Annotated in this window: 19 protein-coding genes and 1 other annotated feature; of the genes, 2 read left to right on the forward strand and 17 right to left on the reverse strand. The window is 50.5% G+C overall.

The genetic code is table 11. The features are described 5' to 3' along the window. Positions 1-70: 70 nt before the first annotated feature. The 9 genes from hisIE to hisL form a co-directional block, all read right to left on the reverse strand. Positions 71-682 carry a bifunctional phosphoribosyl-AMP cyclohydrolase/phosphoribosyl-ATP diphosphatase HisIE gene (gene hisIE, locus HX773_RS19750; RefSeq protein WP_176972944.1) on the reverse strand — a complete coding sequence of 204 codons (612 nt, stop codon included), beginning with the start codon at positions 680-682 and terminating at the stop codon, positions 71-73. Next, a complete protein-coding gene (gene hisF, locus HX773_RS19755; protein WP_007888882.1) occupies positions 676-1,452 on the reverse strand; it encodes an imidazole glycerol phosphate synthase subunit HisF in 777 nt (258 codons plus the stop codon). Before hisF ends, hisIE begins: the two co-directional genes overlap by 7 nt. After that, the gene (gene hisA, locus HX773_RS19760) at positions 1,434-2,171 is read right to left on the reverse strand and encodes a 1-(5-phosphoribosyl)-5-[(5-phosphoribosylamino)methylideneamino]imidazole-4-carboxamide isomerase (protein WP_176972945.1); all 738 of its coding nucleotides are present in this window, start codon (positions 2,169-2,171) and stop codon (positions 1,434-1,436) included. The genes hisF and hisA overlap by 19 nt, the downstream gene beginning before the upstream one ends. Next, positions 2,171-2,761 carry an imidazole glycerol phosphate synthase subunit HisH gene (gene hisH, locus HX773_RS19765; protein WP_176972946.1) on the reverse strand — a complete coding sequence of 197 codons (591 nt, stop codon included), beginning with the start codon at positions 2,759-2,761 and terminating at the stop codon, positions 2,171-2,173. The genes hisA and hisH overlap by 1 nt, the downstream gene beginning before the upstream one ends. Beyond that, complete coding sequence (hisB, locus tag HX773_RS19770; RefSeq protein ID WP_049852483.1) at positions 2,761-3,828, reverse strand: bifunctional histidinol-phosphatase/imidazoleglycerol-phosphate dehydratase HisB; 1,068 nt, start codon at positions 3,826-3,828, stop codon at positions 2,761-2,763. Before hisB ends, hisH begins: the two co-directional genes overlap by 1 nt. Further along, complete coding sequence (hisC, locus tag HX773_RS19775; RefSeq protein ID WP_176972947.1) at positions 3,825-4,901, reverse strand: histidinol-phosphate transaminase; 1,077 nt, start codon at positions 4,899-4,901, stop codon at positions 3,825-3,827. Before hisC ends, hisB begins: the two co-directional genes overlap by 4 nt. Continuing rightward, the gene (gene hisD, locus HX773_RS19780; protein ID WP_176972948.1) at positions 4,898-6,205 is read right to left on the reverse strand and encodes a histidinol dehydrogenase; all 1,308 of its coding nucleotides are present in this window, start codon (positions 6,203-6,205) and stop codon (positions 4,898-4,900) included. The genes hisC and hisD overlap by 4 nt, the downstream gene beginning before the upstream one ends. A 4-nt stretch (positions 6,206-6,209) precedes the next feature. Beyond that, on the reverse strand, positions 6,210-7,109 hold the full coding sequence (gene hisG, locus HX773_RS19785; RefSeq protein WP_176972949.1) for an ATP phosphoribosyltransferase: 900 nt from the start codon (positions 7,107-7,109) through the stop codon (positions 6,210-6,212). Positions 7,110-7,162: 53 nt separating this feature from the next. Continuing rightward, positions 7,163-7,284: a sequence feature (His leader region), on the reverse strand. Then, positions 7,260-7,307 carry a his operon leader peptide gene (hisL, locus tag HX773_RS19790; protein ID WP_100396937.1) on the reverse strand — a complete coding sequence of 16 codons (48 nt, stop codon included), beginning with the start codon at positions 7,305-7,307 and terminating at the stop codon, positions 7,260-7,262. Its footprint overlaps the feature before it by 25 nt. A 176-nt stretch (positions 7,308-7,483) precedes the next feature. Between hisL and HX773_RS19795 the strand changes: the two genes are divergently transcribed. After that, positions 7,484-8,311, forward strand: coding sequence for an SDR family oxidoreductase (locus HX773_RS19795; RefSeq protein WP_176972950.1), 828 nt, complete (start codon positions 7,484-7,486; stop codon positions 8,309-8,311). Positions 8,312-8,416: 105 nt separating this feature from the next. Here the strand turns inward: HX773_RS19795 and HX773_RS19800 are convergent, their stop codons facing one another. The 8 genes from HX773_RS19800 to puuD all read right to left on the reverse strand — a co-directional run bounded on the left by HX773_RS19800 (position 8,417) and on the right by puuD (position 16,535). Further along, positions 8,417-9,517 carry a hypothetical protein gene (locus HX773_RS19800; protein ID WP_176972951.1) on the reverse strand — a complete coding sequence of 367 codons (1,101 nt, stop codon included), beginning with the start codon at positions 9,515-9,517 and terminating at the stop codon, positions 8,417-8,419. A gap of 7 nt (positions 9,518-9,524) precedes the next feature. Then, entirely contained in the window at positions 9,525-11,000 is a 1,476-nt protein-coding gene (locus tag HX773_RS19805) for an MBOAT family protein (RefSeq protein WP_176972952.1), read from the reverse strand. Positions 11,001-11,228: 228 nt separating this feature from the next. Then, entirely contained in the window at positions 11,229-12,479 is a 1,251-nt protein-coding gene (locus tag HX773_RS19810) for a glucosyl transferase (protein ID WP_176972953.1), read from the reverse strand. Between the two features lie 59 nt (positions 12,480-12,538). Next, the gene (locus HX773_RS19815) at positions 12,539-13,462 is read right to left on the reverse strand and encodes a glycosyltransferase family 2 protein (RefSeq protein ID WP_176972954.1); all 924 of its coding nucleotides are present in this window, start codon (positions 13,460-13,462) and stop codon (positions 12,539-12,541) included. After that, positions 13,459-13,818: a GtrA family protein gene (locus tag HX773_RS19820; protein ID WP_061717701.1), complete on the reverse strand. Its 360-nt coding sequence runs from the start codon at positions 13,816-13,818 to the stop codon at positions 13,459-13,461. The genes HX773_RS19815 and HX773_RS19820 overlap by 4 nt, the downstream gene beginning before the upstream one ends. A gap of 96 nt (positions 13,819-13,914) precedes the next feature. After that, a complete protein-coding gene (locus HX773_RS19825; RefSeq protein WP_176972955.1) occupies positions 13,915-15,192 on the reverse strand; it encodes an FAD-binding oxidoreductase in 1,278 nt (425 codons plus the stop codon). A gap of 24 nt (positions 15,193-15,216) precedes the next feature. Then, positions 15,217-15,774, reverse strand: coding sequence for an HTH-type transcriptional regulator PuuR (gene puuR, locus HX773_RS19830; protein WP_008104818.1), 558 nt, complete (start codon positions 15,772-15,774; stop codon positions 15,217-15,219). Beyond that, positions 15,771-16,535 carry a gamma-glutamyl-gamma-aminobutyrate hydrolase gene (gene puuD, locus HX773_RS19835; protein WP_176972956.1) on the reverse strand — a complete coding sequence of 255 codons (765 nt, stop codon included), beginning with the start codon at positions 16,533-16,535 and terminating at the stop codon, positions 15,771-15,773. The genes puuR and puuD overlap by 4 nt, the downstream gene beginning before the upstream one ends. A gap of 213 nt (positions 16,536-16,748) precedes the next feature. Here puuD and HX773_RS19840 point away from each other — a divergent pair, with 213 nt between their 5' ends. Further along, positions 16,749-18,164: a glutamine synthetase family protein gene (locus HX773_RS19840; RefSeq protein ID WP_218168307.1), complete on the forward strand. Its 1,416-nt coding sequence runs from the start codon at positions 16,749-16,751 to the stop codon at positions 18,162-18,164. Positions 18,165-18,334: the final 170 nt, after the last annotated feature.

The raw sequence follows: 18,334 nt of genomic DNA on the forward strand, positions 1-18,334 counted from the left end.
CATCAGCCCGGTTTGTACCTTTATGCGCACCTGGAACATTGGTCGCCATGAATGGCGACCCTACGGAAAGCTATTTATGACGCGCCCGCAGATTATTGATGATGGTGCTCAAATCCAGCTCCTGATCCTGCAGCAGCACCATCAGGTGATACAGCAAATCAGACGCTTCATTGGTCAACTCGTGACGGTCGTTAACCGTTGCTGCCAAAGCGGTTTCCACGCCTTCTTCACCCACTTTCTGCGCGATACGCTTGGTGCCGCTGGCGTAGAGTTTAGCGGTATACGAACTCTCAGGATCGGCGGTTTTACGCGAGGCGAGCAGTTGCTCGAGCTGATAGAGGAACGTCCAGTCTGGTGCCGCAGGTGAGAAGCAGCTTGAGGTGCCGAGATGGCAGGTTGGGCCAATCGGATTCGCCAGTACAAGCAGCGTGTCGTTGTCGCAGTCCGGCGTGATGCTTGCCACTTGCAGGAAGTGGCCCGAAGTTTCGCCTTTGGTCCATAACCGGTTTTTGGTGCGTGAGAAGAAGGTGACGTTGCCCTCGCTGAGGGTTTTTTGCAGCGCTTCTTCGTTCATATAACCGTGCATCAGCACTTCGCCGGAGACGTTATGCTGGACGATAACGGGCATCATGCCCGCGGTTTTGACCCAATCCAGCCTGGCCAGTTGTTCTGCAGTTAACACGCGCGAATCTCCACACCGTTGTCGATCAGGAAGTTTTTCAACTCGCCGATATTGATAATTTGTTTGTGAAACACCGAAGCCGCCAGCGCGCCATCGACGTTAGCCTGCTCAAAGGCTTCGAGGAAGTGCGGCATGGTGCCTGCGCCGCCGGAAGCGATAAGCGGTACTTTGCAGACATCGCGCACTTTCTTCAGCTGAACCAGATCGTAGCCGTTACGCACGCCATCCTGGTTCATCATGTTGAGGACGATTTCGCCTGCGCCCAGCTTCTGCACTTCCTGCACCCAATCCAGAGTTTCCCACGTGGTCACTTTGGTGCGCGCTTCGTCGCCAGTGTACTGATTGACGTGATATTTGCCGCTCGCTTCGTCAAACCAGGTATCGATGCCCACCACGATGCACTGCACGCCAAAGCGATCGGCCAGACGCGTAATCAGCGTGGGATCGGCTAATGCCGGCGAGTTGATGGAAATCTTGTCGGCACCGAACTGCAGAATGCGTGCTGCGTCTTCTTCACTCTTGATGCCGCCCGCCACGCAGAACGGAATATCGATCACTTCCGCCACGCGTGACACCCAGCTTTTGTCCACGACGCGACCATCCGATGAGGCGGTGATATCGTAGAACACCAGCTCGTCCGCACCTTCCTGCGCATAGCGCTGCGCCAGCGGCACGATGTCGCCGATGATTTCGTGGTTGCGGAACTGAACGCCTTTCACCACTTGCCCGTCACGTACATCAAGACAAGGAATTATCCGTTTTGCCAGCATGCAATCGCCTCCGCCACCGTGAATTTATCTTCCAATAAAGCGCGACCAACGATCACGCCTTGTGCGCCGTTACCGCGCAGGGCAGCGATATCGTCCAGCGAACCGATGCCGCCGGAAGACTGGAATGCGATGTCAGGAAAGGCCGCAGAGACTTCTTTATACAGCGCGACATTGGAACCGCTCAGCGTACCATCGCGCGAGATATCAGTGCACAGCACGTGCTTGAGGCCAACCGGCTGATACCAGCCAATCACTTCTTCCAGAGTCACGCCCGCCGCTTCCTGCCAGCCGCTGATCGCCACTTCTTTGCGATTATTGGCATCAATGCGCACATCCAGTGCCAGCACGATGGCGTCAGCGCCAAACTCGCTGAACCAGTTTTTCACTTCTTCCGGTTGCTTCACCGCGGTGGAACCCACCACCACGCGGGTGGCACCGGCCGCCAGCAGCGCCGCGACATCATCGCGATTGCGGATGCCGCCGCCAACCTGCACCGGCACATTGACGCCGCGCAGCAAGGTGGTGAGCAGCGGAATCTGCCGTTTGGCCGGATCTTTCGCGCCGGTCAAATCCACCAGATGCAGCACTTCGGCGCCCTGACGCTCGTAATCCTGCAAGCGTGGCAGCGGATCGCTACCGTAATCGCGCTGCTGGCCGTAATCGCCCTGATGCAAACGCACCACTTTGCCGTCGATTAAATCTAATGCGGGGATAATCATCACATCTCCAGGAAATTTTTCAGCAACTGCGCGCCTGCTTTGCCAGAACGCTCCGGGTGGAACTGCACACCGAAGAAGTTATCTTTCTGCAGGGCGGCAGTGAACGGATGGCCGTAATCGCACTGCGCGATGGTGGCGGCATTCACCGGCATGGCGTAGCTGTGCACGAAGTAGAAGTAGCTGCCATCAGGAATATCGCGGAACAGATGATGACCGGCCTGCGAGGTGATCTGGTTCCAGCCCATGTGCGGCAGCGGCAAATCCTGGGTATCCATCAGGGAAACCGGCTCATCCACAATGCCCAGCGTGGTAATGCCGCCATTCTCATCGCTACCGCGACCGAGCAGCTGCATGCCGAGGCAAATACCCAGCACCGGCTGGGTACAGGCTTTGATCAGGTCGATCAAATCGCGTTCCTGCAATTGATTCATCGCCGCCTGCGCGGTACCGACGCCGGGCAATAACAGCTTGTCGGCGTGCAGCACCACATCGGGATCGCGGCTGACCTGCGGCGTATAGCCGAGGCGCTCAATCGCCCACTTCACCGACGACAAATTGGCGCAGCCGGTATCGAGGATCACCACGTTCATCACAGCACTCCTTTCGAACTCGGCAAGGTGTTGCCTTCCACGCGAATCGCCTGGCGCAGCGTGCGGCCAAAGGCTTTGAACAGGCTTTCCACACGATGGTGATCGTTGCGGCCTTTGGTTTTCAGGTGCAGCGTGCTCATCATCGCGTAGGAGAGGGAGCTGAAGAAGTGCTCGACCATCTCGGTGCTGAGATCGCCGACGCGCTGGTAGCTGAACTCGGCTTTGAATTCGATGTGCGGACGACCGGAGATATCCAGCGCGCAGCGCGCCAGGCACTCATCCATTGGCAACACGAAGCCGAAACGGCCGATGCCGCGTTTGTCGCCCAGCGCTTTAAGCAATGCTTCACCGAGCGCCAAACCGGTGTCTTCCACGGTGTGGTGATCGTCGATATAGAGATCGCCTTTGACGTCGATGTTCATGCGGAAACCGCCGTGCACCGCAATCTGATCCAGCATGTGGTCAAAGAAACCGACGCCGGTGTTAATTTTGCTGCCGCCTTCGCGATCCAGCCACACTTCGACTTTAATCTGCGTCTCTTTGGTGTTGCGTTGCACCAGCGCATAACGATCGCGCTTGGTCAGACGCGCCTGAATCGCATCCCAGTCTTCGCCTTCTGCGCCGTAACGCAGGCCCTGAATGCCCATGTTCTGCGCCAGCTGAATATCGGTGAGACGATCGCCAATCACGTAGCTGTTGGCGGTATCGAGCGCACCGGCGGCCAGCCAGGCTTCAACCATTTTGGTCTTTGGCTTGCGGCAATCGCAGTTATCTTCCGGCATATGCGGGCAGATCAGGATGTCGCTGAAATTCACGCCTTGTGAGCTGAGAATCTGCATCATCAGGTTGTGCGGACCGTCGAAATCGGCCTGCGGGAAGCTATCGGTGCCGAGGCCATCCTGATTGGTGATCATCACCAGCTGATAGCCCGCTTCCTGCAACGCCAGCAGCGCTGGAATGGCGTTCTTCTCAAACGCCAGCTTCTCCATGCGATCCACCTGATAATCGGTGGGTGGCTCAGAGATGATGGTGCCGTCGCGGTCGATAAAAAGGATCTTCTGACTCATGCTTGCTCCACTGATAAGGCTTGCAGCGCGGCGATCAGGCGCTCGCACTCTTCACGGGTGCCGATGGAGATGCGCAGGCATCCCGCAAGGCCGGGGTTTTTGTTTTGGTCGCGCAGAATAATGCCTTGATCCCACAGCGTTTTAAACACTTTTGGCGAATCAGTGAAACGCGCCAGAATGTAGTTGGTTTCGCTCGGGAACACCTGTTGCACCACGCTAATGTTCGGCAACTGTTCAAACAGCCAGGCGCGATTGGTGTTCAGCTCGGCAACGTGCTGACGCATCAGCGCGATGCCTTGCTCGCTCAGCGCTTGCCCGGCGACATCCGCCACCGGCGTCGCCAGCGGATAGGGCGCAATCACCTTCATCAGCAGATCGATTACCGGCTTGTTCGCCAGAGTGAAGCCGCAGCGCAAACCAGCCAGCGCAAAGGCTTTGGAAAGCGTGCGCAGAATCACTAAGTGCGGATATTCCTGCAGCCAGCCCGCCAGCGTCGCTTGCGGGCAAAACTCGATATAGGCTTCATCGGCCACTAACAACGCTTTACCGGCGGTCATCTCCAGTAATTTGCGGATGTCATCCGGATTGATCAGGTTGCCGGTCGGATTATTCGGGCTGCACATATAGACGACTTTCACGCCGTCGAGCTGCTCGGCAATCGCCGGCAGATTCAGCTGCCAGTCATCGAGTGCCGCCACGGTGCGGTATTCGATGCCGATGGTTTCGGCGCTGACGCTGTACATACCGTAAGTTGGCGGGCAGAACAGGATCGCATCTTTGCCCGGCTCGCAAAACGCGCGCATCAGCAGTTCGATGCCTTCATCCGCGCCGCGGCTGACCAGAACCTGCTCCGGCGTCAAACCGGCGTAAGCGGCGTAGCGCTCAATGACAATCTTTGGCTGGCATTCCGGATAGCGGTTCAGCGTCTGCTGCGACAGCTCAAACGGCACCGGCAGCGGGAATTCGTTGGCATTCAGCCACACATCACCGTTACCACCCAGACGACGCGCCGATTGATACGGCGTTAGCGCTCGCACGTTGGCGCGCGCTAACTCTTCAATATTTAGGCTCATGCTTGCTCCTTCAGCGCGGCAACACGCAGGGTAACGGCATTTTTGTGGGCTTCCAGCTGCTCAGCGGCGGCCAGCGTCTCAATCGTCGCGGCAAGATTGAGGAAGCCTTGCGGCGTCAGCTCTTGCACCGTCATACGTTTCTGGAAATCGGCCAGGCCAAGGCTGGAACAGGTCGCGGTGTAGCCGTAGGTCGGCAGCACGTGGTTAGTGCCAGACGCGTAATCGCCCGCCGATTCCGGTGACCAGTCGCCAAGGAATACTGAACCGGCGCTGGTGATGCTATCCACCAGATCGCGCGGCAGGCGCGTCTGAATGATCAGGTGCTCCGGGCCGTACAGGTTAGAGATCTCGATACACTGATCCAAATCGCGCAGCACAATCAGGCGGCTGCTCTCTAAAGCCTGACGCGCGGTAGCAGCGCGTGGCAGCTGCGCCAGTTGCTCTTCAACCGCTTGCGCCACGGCTTCGGCCAGTTGTAGCGACGGCGTAAGCAGAATCACCTGCGAATCCGGGCCGTGTTCCGCCTGCGACAGCAAATCGGATGCCACGAACGCGGGCGTAGCACCTTCATCGGCAATCACCAGCACTTCCGATGGACCGGCTGGCATATCAATCGCCGCGCCATCTAAACGCTGGCTAACCTGACGTTTGGCTTCGGTGACGTACGCGTTACCTGGGCCAAAAATCTTGTCCACTTTCGGCACGGTTTCGGTGCCGAAGGCGAGGGCGGCGATGGCTTGTGAACCGCCCACCTGAAACACCTCTTTAACGCCGCACAGCTGCGCTGCGTAAAGAATTTCATCAGCAATCGGCGGTGGTGAACACAGCACCACGCGGCCGCAACCAGCGATGCGTGCCGGTGTCGCCAGCATCAATACGGTTGAGAACAGCGGGGCGGAACCACCAGGAATGTACAAACCCACCGATTTCACCGGACGGGTAATCTGCTGGCAGCGCACGCCAGGCTGGGTTTCCACATCCACTTCGGCCAGAATCTGTGCGTTGTGGAAGGTTTCGATATTTCCTACCGCCACCGCCATCGCCTGCTTCAGCGTGTCGTTCAGACGATCGCTGGCGGCCTGCATCTCTGCTGCGGTGACGCGCAGGTTTTCCACCTGCGCTTTATCGAAACGCGCACTGAATTCACGCAGCGCCGCATCGCCATCACTTTTCACTTTAATCAACACGTCGCGCACGATCTGGCTGATGCTTTCTGAAGCCGAAATCGCCGGACGCATCAGCAACGCTTGCTGCTGCTCTGTGCTGCATTGCTGCCAATCAATGGGTGTCATCAGCGTGCTCATCCTGTTACTCCAACATTTTTTCGATTGGCAGTACGAGGATTGAGCTGGCACCCAGCGCTTTCAGTTTTTCCATGGTTTCCCAGAACAGCGTTTCGCTGCTCACCATGTGCATCGCCACGCGGCTCACATCACCGGCCAGCGGCAGCACGGTTGGACGCTCAGCGCCCGGCAGCAGCGCAATCACTTCATCCAGGCGCTCGCTTGGCGCGTGCAGCATGATGTACTTGGATTCACGCGCTTTAATCACGCCCTGAATACGCGTCATCATTTTGTCGATCAGCTCTTGCTTGGCGGCAGGCATTTCGCCGTCGCGCTGAATCAGCACTGCTTTAGAGCGGTAGATAACTTCGACTTCACGCAGGCCGTTGGCTTCCAGCGTAGCGCCAGTAGAAACCAGATCACAAATCGCATCGGCCAGGCCGGCGCGAGGCGCGACTTCAACAGAACCGTTCAGCAAACAGGATTTGAAGGCGATGCCTTGTTTATCGAGGTATTTCTTCAGCAGGTGCGGATAAGAGGTGGCGATACGGGCGTTATTCAGGCATTGCGGGCCGGTGTACTCTTCATCAACTGGCATCGCCAGCGACAGGCGACAACCGCCGAAATCCAGACGACGCAGCGTGAAGTAACGCGGATCTTCGCCCTGAGCACGACGGTTCAGCAGCTCCTCTTCCAGCACGTTTTCGCCGACGATACCGAGATCGACCACGCCATCCATTACCAGGCCAGGAATATCGTCATCGCGCACACGCAGGATGTCGATTGGCATGTTCTCCGCAAACGCAATCAGACGCTGTTGCTGAAGGTTGATTTTGATACCGCAGCGTGCCAGCAGTTCGCGTGATTCATCACTTAAACGGCCAGATTTCTGCATAGCTATGCGAATACGGGTGTTATCTAACATGGTTCCTGTCCTCTTATTCAATCCTGTCTGAACGTGTTGGTTTGCGTTCGCCCATAAAAAAACCCCCGGAAGATGATCTTCCGGGGGCTCTCTTTGCGTTCGCACCACTGGAAGATCCTAATCGTCTCCCAGCACACATCGCCTGAAAGACTAGTCAGGGTGATGGTGATGATGGTGGTTGAACTGAACGCGTGTCATAGTAAATTCCGTTGCTGAATGAGTATTCATTTGCGTGCTGAATAACCTAACGAAGATGGTGACAATTGGCAACCCTTTTTTAACCGTCAATTTCCGGAATCTCCCGAAACAGTTTGCGCTGGTTTGGCACATCTACCCGCACTAAGATGAAGTGTGAGCCCATAGCAGGAGTCGATATGAAAAAGGTCGCGATTGTAGGTCTGGGATGGCTGGGTATGCCGCTGGCGATGGCGCTAACGGCACGCGGCTGGCAGGTAACCGGCAGTAAAACCTCGCCGGATGGCGTGGACGCCGCACGCCGCTGTGGCATCGAAGCCTTCCAGCTGGTGCTAACGCCCGAGCTGGAGTGTGAAGCCGAAGAGTTAGATACGCTGATGGCGGTGGATGCGCTGGTGGTGACGTTACCCGCCAGCCGCACGGTAAAAGGCGGTGAAGATTACATGCAGGCGGTGCAGAACGTGGTGGATACCGCGCTGGCGAAGAAAGTGCCGCGCATCATTTTCACCAGCTCCTCGTCGGTATATGGCAGCGGCGCGGGCGTAATGAAAGAGAGCAGCCCGCTGCAGCCGGAAACCGTCGCCGGCAAAACGCTGGTGGAGCTGGAAAACTGGCTGCACGATCTGCCCGGCACCAGCGTGGATATTGTGCGTCTGGCGGGATTAGTGGGGCCGAATCGTCATCCGGGCCGTTTTCTGGCGGGTAAAACCGGACTGGAAAACGGCGGTCACGCGGTCAATCTGGTACATCTCGATGATGTGGTGGATGCGATTGTCCTGTTGCTGCAAACCCCGAAAGGCGGGCATGTTTACAATCTGTGTGCATCGAAACACCCGTCGCGCGATAGCTTTTACCCCAGCGTATCCAGGCAGCTGGGGCTTGAGCCACCGACGTTTATCGCCGAGCCGGAGCGTTCCAACGGGAAGGTCATTGATGGCTCGAAGATCGCGAGTGAGCTGGGGTTTGAGTATACGTATGACGACCCGATGAAAATGCCGCTGGAGTAATTTTATATAGCCCAATCATTTTAAAACTGATTGTTAATATTGATGAATATTTGAATATAAGGCCGCAAGTGCGGCCTCAAAAAACTCAAAAATATGAGTGTTTTATTATTGGCTGTTTTTATTCACATCATACTGAAAAACTTTACCCATTGAGTCACGTTCGACAACAGTAACTATCACATAATCTGGTTTATAATTTAATATTATTTCTTTTATTTTTTCAGGTGTTACTCTTGCATGATGTATCTGAAGGGTTTCGGAAAAAGTTACTGCCATTAACCTAGACATTGCCGTGCCAAATGAATCTCTTAACCAAATAACTTTTTTATTATTCAAGGCATTAGGCGATTTTATCAGAAGGTTTTCTTGGGGTGAATCAATCGGTGTGTTTTTACCATGATAAATTACTTTGCCGGTAGAGTATGAAGATTCAATTATATCATAATTGCTAATTGATTTGTTTTTAATCGTAACATTGACGTCATTAAGGAAATCACCAGACCTTTGAAAATGAGATAAATCACCAGGTGCTCTAGGATACTGGTCAAACTCTAATTTTTCTGAAGGCCAAATTAATCCATCATTATTTTTTTTTGATTTCTCTTCAAGAGCTTTAAAAGCAAGAGATGCACCTAATTCATTCCAGTGTGTATCAGTCTTGAAATACAATGGATTACTGTTATTACCCTTTTCAGACCTAATTTTAGAGAATGTATCTACATAAACAGAAGTATTTAAGGAAAGCAACTTTTGTGGAATTTGATTAGCGTTAGGCTCATACCAATCAGGCATATATTCAGGATAAATGCTCTCTTTATCGGGACCAATTACTATATAGAACCTTTTGCAATCAAGGCTATTTAAATATTCTGACCAACTGTTGATTGATTTATTTACACTTTGAATTTGGTCCTCAAAGGATTTTTCCCCATTGATTTTTTTCATTAATGTTTGGTTGAAATCTTTGCCTAAAAATAACCATCCATCCTTACCTTGATAAACACTGCTGGGATCTATAGATATACCAAGTTTATTACCAAGGCTGCCGAGTACGGATAAAATGGGATCAATATTGTAGGCCTGATTCAAAGCACCATGTAAACTTTTTGCTTTGTAAAATGTTACGCCGTCATAAAGTCTATATGCTGGAAGCGCAAGAACCGAAAGAATAAAAATTAACAAGAAGGTGATGGATTTAGTCTTCATCGTTACCTCAGAAGTTAAAATAGAGAAATACCGCACTTTCTGAGTGCAGACTAAGATAAACAGCCAGGGATGAAATGAAGGCCAATATGACGATTTTAAAATAACCAATCCTTTGGCCAATTATTATTTCTTGTGAGTTTTTCAATGAGCAGCAAAGTAACGCTATCGCTGACATGATAAAGACTGAGGAATATGCTGCTATACCATATGAGATGTTTTTAGCTACCCATCCTGCAATTTGTCCATATCGTGATAGATCATTCAAGGGCAGTTGTTCAAGAGAAATGTTTCTCATATTGGAAATCGTAAACATATTAGAAAGAATAGTGGAGGCTTGTCCAAAACTTTCAGACCTGAAAAAAACCCAGCTGATATTTACAAACATGAATGTTATAAACCAGGCAATAGGTTTGTACATCCGCATGCCAGTAGCTTTCCAGGCGCGATGAATAATAAGGGCTGCGCCGTGCATTGCTCCCCAAAGTACGAATAACCAACTTGCACCATGCCATAAACCAGCAATAGTAAAGGTGAAGAATAGGTTGAAGTAAGTCCTAAACGGAGAAAGTCTATTTCCGCCTAAAGGTATATAGATGTAATCGCGTAAATATCTGCCCAGTGTAATGTGCCATCTCCGCCAAAAATCTTGTATATCAACAGCTTTGTAAGGAGAGTTAAAATTTATAGGAAGCATGATGTTAAACAGCAAGGCAGCACCAATTGCCATATCACAATAGCCACTAAAATCGAAATATAATTGGAAGGTGTATGATAAACTCGTCGCCCATGCGCTATAAAAATCATGTACATAGCCCGGAGAGTATCCTTCTTGCGCAAATACCGCAAACGTGTCAGCAATAATTACTTTTTTTATCAATCCAATTGAAAAAATGCATAGTCCAGAAAGTATATTGGAAAAATTAACTTTGTTATTATTATGATCTTTAAATTGCGGCATCATTTCGCCATGATGGAGGATTGGCCCCGCAATCAAATGAGGAAAGAACGTTACAAAAAGAATGTAATTGATAAAGCTATATTCTTTAACTTTTCCTTTATAGCTATCCACCAAAAAAGCAATTTGAGTGAATGTGAAGAAACTTATTCCAAGAGGGAGTAATAAATGAAGAGGGGTGAAATTATTATCAAAAAATGAGTTTACGTTCTCGAGGAAAAAATTAGAGTATTTATAATATCCCAGAGTGCCAATATTTATCAGTATGCCAAATATTAAAATATATTTTCTTTTTTGACTTTTAATGTCATCTTTAGGTGTAATTATATTGCTGATCACGAAGTTAAAAATGATTGATGAGAGAAGTAAAGGTATATATTTCACCTCCCAATAACCATAGAAAATTAAACTAGCTAGACATAACCATGCTTTACTGGTTTTATAGAAACCATATTTGTTTAGTGAAAAATAAACAATTACGCATATAGGTAAAAATACGAAAATAAAGTATGAAGAGCTGAAAAGCATCAAATCACCCGAAAATTTGTAAATGCTAAAGTGCCAATGTAAGGTTATTATAATCTAATTGTTTTGATATTGACAAGGATAACGAGCGGAAGTCAGAGGAGAGTTTTAATAAAAGTTATGATATGCATCACACTGACAATTTACAATTAAAAATAATTTTTCAGTTTAGATATAAATTAGCTAGCACCTCTGAAATGAAAAATGCTAGCTAAACACTTGGATGATTATTTATTTTTTGATCAGTTCCATTGACCAACCTGGGGGATTAGTATGGATTAATACTTTCTCACCATTCTTTGCCTCATTAAAGACAGCAACGTCTTTATCGTAGCCGACATTGTCCAGAGGAGGCATTCGATAAGATACAGTTAAAGATGAAAATAGAGTTATACAGAACAGTAAGATAATAGTATAAGGCCTAACTTTTATCCGACTCATTATTATTAAGCTTAAGCAAAAAATGCCCATACCGCTCAGTATGAAATAGCGACATCCTACGATAGGAATTAGGAAGAGAGGCCACTGTTCCTCGCTATGATTTATAACAGGCTTATATAGTGATACGAGTAGCGTGAAGAATACATAACAAAATGCAGCTTTATATCTCCAGTCCATTTTTACCAGAAAGAAAAATGATGAGATTATAAAAACGAGTGATATAAATGCATTAATAATAGGTTTCCCAATTATCCATTGGACGTTGTTTAAATCAAAAAATGCACCAAGAATGACTTTGTACGACATTATTTCAAAAAAGAGCGGTATTGTAGCTCCAAGACTTGAAGGTGTTCTGGTGTTGTCCCCAAACATAACCGAACCAGCTTGAATCAACATACAACAAGCGAAAACAACATCGAAAGTGTTAATGCCTTTTATGGCATTTAATATTGAACCTCTTTCATAATATCTTTTTATCGCAAGTGAAGGGGCGAGCAACGCAATGAATGGACCGCTAATACCTGATAAAATTAGAATAAGTATATCATGTGTTTTCCATGCAATCTTTTTAGAGTCTTTAGCTAAAATAACGGCCAAAAGATAGATTGCAAGATAGGTGTGAGCATTTGTGATGTTTACATATGCTTCTTGTATGTTGGGTTGAAAAAGGAAGTATAAGCAAAATGCCAGTCTAAAGCGCATATCGATGTAATTAAATCGACTGGTCATAATGAAAACAACAAATAAGCAGCGGAGTGAAATTGCTATAGATGTTGATATGAGAGCAACATAACTAAGTCCAAATGACGAGGCAATTGCCATTGTTATTTTAGGAAGAGACTGAAAATATCCATCTCTTGGAGTCATTATGGAAGTTAGAAACCCTTGATTCCACACTGGTTCTAAAAATGCCTTACCATCCTCTGCCCATAATTGTGGATGATTTATAATGTCAGGTCGTCTAGTGATAATAATAACTGCCGCTACTATAAATATGGCAATAAAATACCAGGGTGATAATTTGTCTTGTTTTGAAATCATGATTCACCTTTAAAGCTTTACATGCAAACAGCTGTTGAAATTAAAGCGATTTTAAAATGCTATTTTATTTGCTTCCTGGATACGATATATCTTGGTCGGCCTTTAGTCTCAATATAAATCCTGCCAATATATTCCCCAAGCACGCCAATCCCAATGAGCTGTACGCCACCTAAAAACAGCATTGAAACCATAATTGAAGGATAGCCTTTAACAGGATTACCCCAGAAAATAGTATCAATTAGCATCCATGCGCCATAGATGAATGAAAGGGCAGCGACAACAAGTCCGAGATAAGTCCAGATCCGAAGTGGGAAGGTTGAAAAAGAAGTGATCCCTTCAAGCGCAAGGTTCCACAACTTCCAGCCATTAAATTTGGTCGTGCCCGCAATACGGTCTGCCCGAATATATTCAACGACTTCAGTTTTGCCACCGACCCAGCTGAGAACACCTTTCATAAACAGGTTACGTTCCTGCAGCAATTTGATATTTTCCACTACGTCGCGTGACATTAAGCGGAAATCACCCACGTTTTCTTCGATCTTCGGCGAACTGATCTTGTTATGCAATTTGTAAAACCATTCTGCAGTCTTACGCTTTAAATGAGAGTCGGTGCTGCGGTCAACACGTTTCGCCAGAACAATATCCGCGCCCAAATGCCACTTATCAACCATTAAAGGAATGACATCTATAGGATCTTGTAAATCCACATCGATTGGAATGATGGCATCGCCAGTTGCCGCTTCAAGGCCAGCGAAAAGGGCCGGTTCTTTACCAAAATTGCGTGTGAACGAAATATGTTTGACTAAAGTATCATTAGCCTCAATTTCATTTAGAACCGCTTCAGTGCTGTCTGTGCTGCCATCGTTTATAAAAACTATTTCAACATTATATTTTTTGAAAGGTTCAAATTCGCGTACTGCTGTATAGAAGAGGGGAATGGCCTCCTCTTCATTCAATACAGGAACAATCAGAGAAAATTTCATTTACTCGTCCTAAACACGAAAAACTTAGAGTAGGCGAAGCCGCAAATCAAGCTGAGTGCAGAGAAGAAAACCAATGTAACGATTGGATTTATATGCAGATAGTCAGCTGTCCAGCCCACGGCCGTTGCCATTGCGCCCATAAAGCAGATATAAAGAAGATATCGGGTAGTGGTCGCTTCTGCGTTAAACGTCCATTTTGCGTTGGCAAAGAAGGAAAAGGTTACCGCAACACAAAACGCCACGAGGTTAGACAGGGATTGGCTACCAACGATGGCATAAAGTGCGGCAAACACACCCCAATGAATGAGCGTATTGATTACACCGACAGAAGTGTATCTGGCGAACAACCTTAACATTTTACAGCCCAATAATTTAAAGAGCCCGATCCTGACATTACCGTTGTCTTATAGCAAGTTTTGGTAAAGGAGTGTCGAGAAATTGTAATCAGTAGTTCACATCCCAAACCGATCCCGTAACGCATACCATGCCGCCCCCATCGCGGTGAGCGGCACCTTAAACCGTCTTCCACCCGGAAACGGCAAATGCGGCAATTTCGCGAATGCATCAAACCGTTCCGCATGCCCGCGCAGCACTTCAGCAATCAACTTCCCAGAAAGATGCGTACAAGTGACGCCATGTCCGCTGTCGCCCTGCATAAAGAACGCATTCTTCTCGAGCTGCCCAAACTGCGGCATGCGCGATAGCGTGAGCAGGAAATTGCCGCTCCAGCGGTGGCTGATTTTGATGTCACGCAGTTGCGGAAACGTGCGTAGCAGCTTAGGACGAATCAGCGCTTCGATATCATCCGGCTCGCGTGCGCCGTACACCACGCCACCGCCGTAGAGCAGGCGGTTATCAGCGGTGAGGCGGAAGTAGTCGAGCAGATAGTTACAATCTTCAACGCAGTAATTGTTCGGCAGCAAACCCAGCGCCTGATCGCGCGTTAAGGGTTCGGTGGTGACGATCTGCGAACCGCACGGCATGCTTTTGCGCGTCAGGCGCGGTTCAAGCTGCGACGGTAAATAGGCGTTACCGGCAAAAATCACGAAGGTGGCGCTGACTTCGCCTTTAGCGGTTTTTACCCGATGCGGCGCGCCATATTTTACTTCTATCGCCGCCGACTGCTCATAAATGCGTCCGCCATGACGGCGAATCGCTTCGGCTTCACCCAATGCGAGATTAAGTGGATGCAGATGTCCGCCGCGTTTATCCAATAATCCGCCAACGTAGCGATCGGTCGCCACTTCGCGCCGAATACCGCGTTCATCAAGCAGCTCCAAATCGTGATTGCCGTAGCGCGCCCAAAGTGCTTTTTGGCTGCGCAGATGGCCCATTTGCCGTTGATTGAGTGCGGCGAAAATGCCGCCGGGACGATAGTCGCAGGCTATAGCGTAACGATCGATGCGGTCGCGAATGATCTCAGCGCCTTCAAACATCATGCTGCCGAGCATTTGCGCGGTCTGTTTGCCGTAGCGCTGCTCAATCACATCCACGTCGCGGCTGTAGGAGTTGACGACCTGGCCGCCATTGCGGCCGCTGGCGCCAAAGCCGATTTTCGCTGCTTCAAGCAGCACCACGTCGTAACCGGCCTCGGTGAGAAACAGCGCGGACGAGAGTCCGGTAAAGCCGCCGCCAATGATGCAGACATCGCACTGCACCGACTCTTGCAGCTCCGGCCACGGCTCATGCACGTTGGCGGTAGCGGCGTAATAACTTCCCACATGTTGCATTACATCCTCCTTAAGCGCGAAACCTTAGAAATTGGCGGGCGTATGCGCGCTAACAATGCGACACGGCTGATCTGAGGTATTGGTAAAACTGTGCGGCAAGCCGGTATCAATCACATAGCTTTCACCGCGATAGAGATGGTAGCTCTGGCCGTTGACCACCAGCGTGATTTCACCTTCCAGTACGGTGCCGGTTTCCTCGCCGGGATGGCGTAACTTCTCACCGGTGCTGGCGCCGGGTTCATAACGCTCCAGCAGCATCGCCAGCGCGCGTCGCGCGGCACCGTTATCGATCAGCATCAGCGATACGCCAAGGCTGCCGATCTCCACGCACTCTTCCGGGCGCACAATCACCCGCGGCGTGGCATTGATTTTGGGTTCGGAAAAGAACTCCGACAGCGACAATCCGTAAACTTTCAGCAGCTTCTGCAAGGTGCTGACGGCCGGGCTGACTTTGTCCTGTTCGATGGTGCTAATGGCGCTGTGCGTTAAACCTGATAACTCAGCGACGCGACGCTGAGACAATCCCAACTCCTGCCGGATCTGCGATAAGCGACGTCCGGGTGCCAGAGTGGCATCATTCATGGCTGTTTTTCCTTGTGATAACAGACAGCGGCGTGGATAAAGGCCTCAAACAAACGGCGCGAGACCGGATCGCGATCGGAGTGCCATTCCGGATGCCATTGCACCGCGAGGGCGAAAGGGTGCTTTGGCAGGCTCACGGCTTCAATCAGCCCGTCGGGCGCGCGCGCTTCCACACGCAGCAGCGGACCGGTTTCGCGAATGCCTTGCCCGTGCAGCGAATTGACCGCAAAGGGTACGGCGCTGCCCAGCAGTTGGCTCAGCATGCCATCCACTTCTGGCTGTACGTCATGCACCGGCGCGTATTGCTCATCCAGCGGCAGCGTGTCGTTTTCGCGGTGCTCCTGGAACTGATGAGTCATATGCAGCTGGCGATGCAGCGCACCGCCGTTAGCGACCACCAGCTCCTGCAAGCCGCGACAGATGCCGAACATCGGCATTTTTTTACCGATGGCATGGGTGATGAGCCCGAAGGCGAGGCGATCGCGCGCCGGATCGGCATGCGCCTCTTTACCGTCTGCGCCGTAATGCCAGGGTTCAATGTTGCTGGGACTGCCGGTCAGCAAAATGCCATCCAGCACGGTCATACTGTTTTCTAATAGATGAGGTGCCTGCATCAGTTGATGCGGCAATGGCAGCGGCACGCCACCGGCAAGCACGATAGCGTCGAGATATTTGTTGTGAACCGTTTGCCCTGCGTGGCTGCCAATAAAATTCTGGCACATCACTACGCCAATCAAGGGCTTGTCAAAAATAATGCCCATAACGTCTCCGCGTTGCTGTTCAATATTTTCGCCGGAAATGCGCGGCTGGCCTTAAAAGTGTGCAATATTTTGTCAATCTAGCAACCGATCGTTCATTCCTCAAACAGAATTGTTACATTTGCACACTTTTTGCGTTAGAGCTATGTTAGTGGAGTGGCTGTTATTTTGAGCATTGCGCGCACCAATATTAAACGGTAAAGGGCGGGTGGGATCATGACGAACCTCGTAGAAGTAGAAGACTTCACGCGACATAGTGAAGAGAAACGAACAAGCGCGTTCCAGCTGGAGGTCAAAACCTGGCTGGAACGCCATCCTGAAACGCAGTATGTCGATATTCTTCTTAATGATTTAAATGGGGTATTTCGCGGTAAACGCATTCCCATCTCCGCGTTGGCAAAACTGGAAAAAGGGTGTTATTTCCCGGCCTCGGTTTTCGCTATGGATATTCTCGGTAACACCGTCGAAGACGCCGGACTGGGTCAGTCACTGGGCGAACCCGACCACCTCTGCATGCCGGTTCCCGGAACCTTAATTCCTTCTGCCGCCGATCCCACGCACGTCGCTCAGCTGTTGCTGACCATGTGTAACCAAGATGACACTCCCTTTGACGTTGAACCCCGTAATGTCCTCAATCGGCTGTGGCAACAGCTGCGCAATCGAGGATTGTTCCCGGTGGTAGCGGTAGAGCTGGAGTTCTATCTGGTGGATAAAAAGCGCGATGCCGAGGGCTTCATTCAGCCGCCGTGCTCGCCGGGCAGTGACGAACGCAATATGCAGAGCCAGGTGTATTCGGTGGATAATCTTGATCACTTCGCCGACGTGCTGCGTGATATCGACCATCTCGCCAAGCTGCAAGGCATTCCCGCCGATGGCGCGCTGGCGGAAGCTTCGCCCGGCCAGTTCGAAATCAACCTGCATCACACGCGTGACGTGCTGAAAGCCTGCGATCACGCTATTCAGCTGAAACGGCTGGTGCGTCAGGTGGCGGAAAATCACGGCATGACCGCCACTTTCATGGCCAAGCCTTACGAAGAGTACGCGGGCAGCGGCATGCATGTGCACATCAGCATGCTGGATGCCGCCGATCACAACGCTTTTGCTTTGGATGACGGCAGCGATTCACCGTTGATGAAACGTGCGCTGGCGGGCATGATCGATTTGATGCCGGCCTCAATGGCGCTGCTGGCGCCGAACGTGAACGCCTATCGCCGCTTCTTGCCGGAAGCTTACGTGCCATTGCAGGCCTCGTGGGGACATAACAACCGCACGGTTGCGTTGCGTGTGCCTTGTGGCGATGCGGATAACCATCGCATTGAGTATCGCGTGGCCGGTGCGGATGCAAATCCCTATCTGGTGGTGTCAACTATTCTTGCCGGTATTTTGCACGGTCTGGATAATCAGCTACCTTTACCGCATGCGGTGCAGGGCAATGGGCATGAAGCAGAAGGGCTGGCATTACCGATTCGGCAGAGCGATGCGCTGTATGAATTCGAGAATAGCTATCCGCTGCAAAAGCTGCTGGGCGAGCGTTTCAGCGGGGTGTGGCACAGCTGCAAACAGTATGAATTGATGCAGTTTGAGCGCTTAATCACCTCAACAGAAATCGACTGGATGCTGAAGAACGCCTGACGCAGGAAGATTTGATCTAACGTCTTGTGCCGATGGCATAAGTTGGGGCAAAATACGCGCCCTGCAAAATGAGAACTAACCGACGTTAACCGCGTCGGTTATTTTTTTGCATGATGTACTCACTGACATTCAAACGAGGCCGGACACGCATCCGGATAGATAGATACTGA

The sequence above is a fragment of the Pantoea sp. B9002 genome (assembly GCF_013385945.1).
GTDB lineage: Bacteria > Pseudomonadota > Gammaproteobacteria > Enterobacterales > Enterobacteriaceae > Pantoea.

What these genes read in the sequence shown, in the direction of transcription:
- hisF (WP_007888882.1), bottom strand. Translation starts at nt 1,452, where the DNA reads ATGCTGGCAAAACGGATAATTCCTTGTCTTGATGTACGTGACGGGCAA.
- hisA (WP_176972945.1), bottom strand. Translation starts at nt 2,171, where the DNA reads ATGATTATCCCCGCATTAGATTTAATCGACGGCAAAGTGGTGCGTTTG.
- hisH (WP_176972946.1), bottom strand. Translation starts at nt 2,761, where the DNA reads ATGAACGTGGTGATCCTCGATACCGGCTGCGCCAATTTGTCGTCGGTG.
- hisB (WP_049852483.1), bottom strand. Translation starts at nt 3,828, where the DNA reads ATGAGTCAGAAGATCCTTTTTATCGACCGCGACGGCACCATCATCTCT.
- hisC (WP_176972947.1), bottom strand. Translation starts at nt 4,901, where the DNA reads ATGAGCCTAAATATTGAAGAGTTAGCGCGCGCCAACGTGCGAGCGCTA.
- hisD (WP_176972948.1), bottom strand. Translation starts at nt 6,205, where the DNA reads ATGAGCACGCTGATGACACCCATTGATTGGCAGCAATGCAGCACAGAG.
- hisG (WP_176972949.1), bottom strand. Translation starts at nt 7,109, where the DNA reads ATGTTAGATAACACCCGTATTCGCATAGCTATGCAGAAATCTGGCCGT.
- HX773_RS19795 (WP_176972950.1), top strand. Translation starts at nt 7,484, where the DNA reads ATGAAAAAGGTCGCGATTGTAGGTCTGGGATGGCTGGGTATGCCGCTG.
- HX773_RS19800 (WP_176972951.1), bottom strand. Translation starts at nt 9,517, where the DNA reads ATGAAGACTAAATCCATCACCTTCTTGTTAATTTTTATTCTTTCGGTT.
- HX773_RS19805 (WP_176972952.1), bottom strand. Translation starts at nt 11,000, where the DNA reads ATGCTTTTCAGCTCTTCATACTTTATTTTCGTATTTTTACCTATATGC.
- HX773_RS19810 (WP_176972953.1), bottom strand. Translation starts at nt 12,479, where the DNA reads ATGATTTCAAAACAAGACAAATTATCACCCTGGTATTTTATTGCCATA.
- HX773_RS19815 (WP_176972954.1), bottom strand. Translation starts at nt 13,462, where the DNA reads ATGAAATTTTCTCTGATTGTTCCTGTATTGAATGAAGAGGAGGCCATT.
- HX773_RS19820 (WP_061717701.1), bottom strand. Translation starts at nt 13,818, where the DNA reads ATGTTAAGGTTGTTCGCCAGATACACTTCTGTCGGTGTAATCAATACG.
- HX773_RS19825 (WP_176972955.1), bottom strand. Translation starts at nt 15,192, where the DNA reads ATGCAACATGTGGGAAGTTATTACGCCGCTACCGCCAACGTGCATGAG.
- puuR (WP_008104818.1), bottom strand. Translation starts at nt 15,774, where the DNA reads ATGAATGATGCCACTCTGGCACCCGGACGTCGCTTATCGCAGATCCGG.
- puuD (WP_176972956.1), bottom strand. Translation starts at nt 16,535, where the DNA reads ATGGGCATTATTTTTGACAAGCCCTTGATTGGCGTAGTGATGTGCCAG.
- HX773_RS19840 (WP_218168307.1), top strand. Translation starts at nt 16,749, where the DNA reads ATGACGAACCTCGTAGAAGTAGAAGACTTCACGCGACATAGTGAAGAG.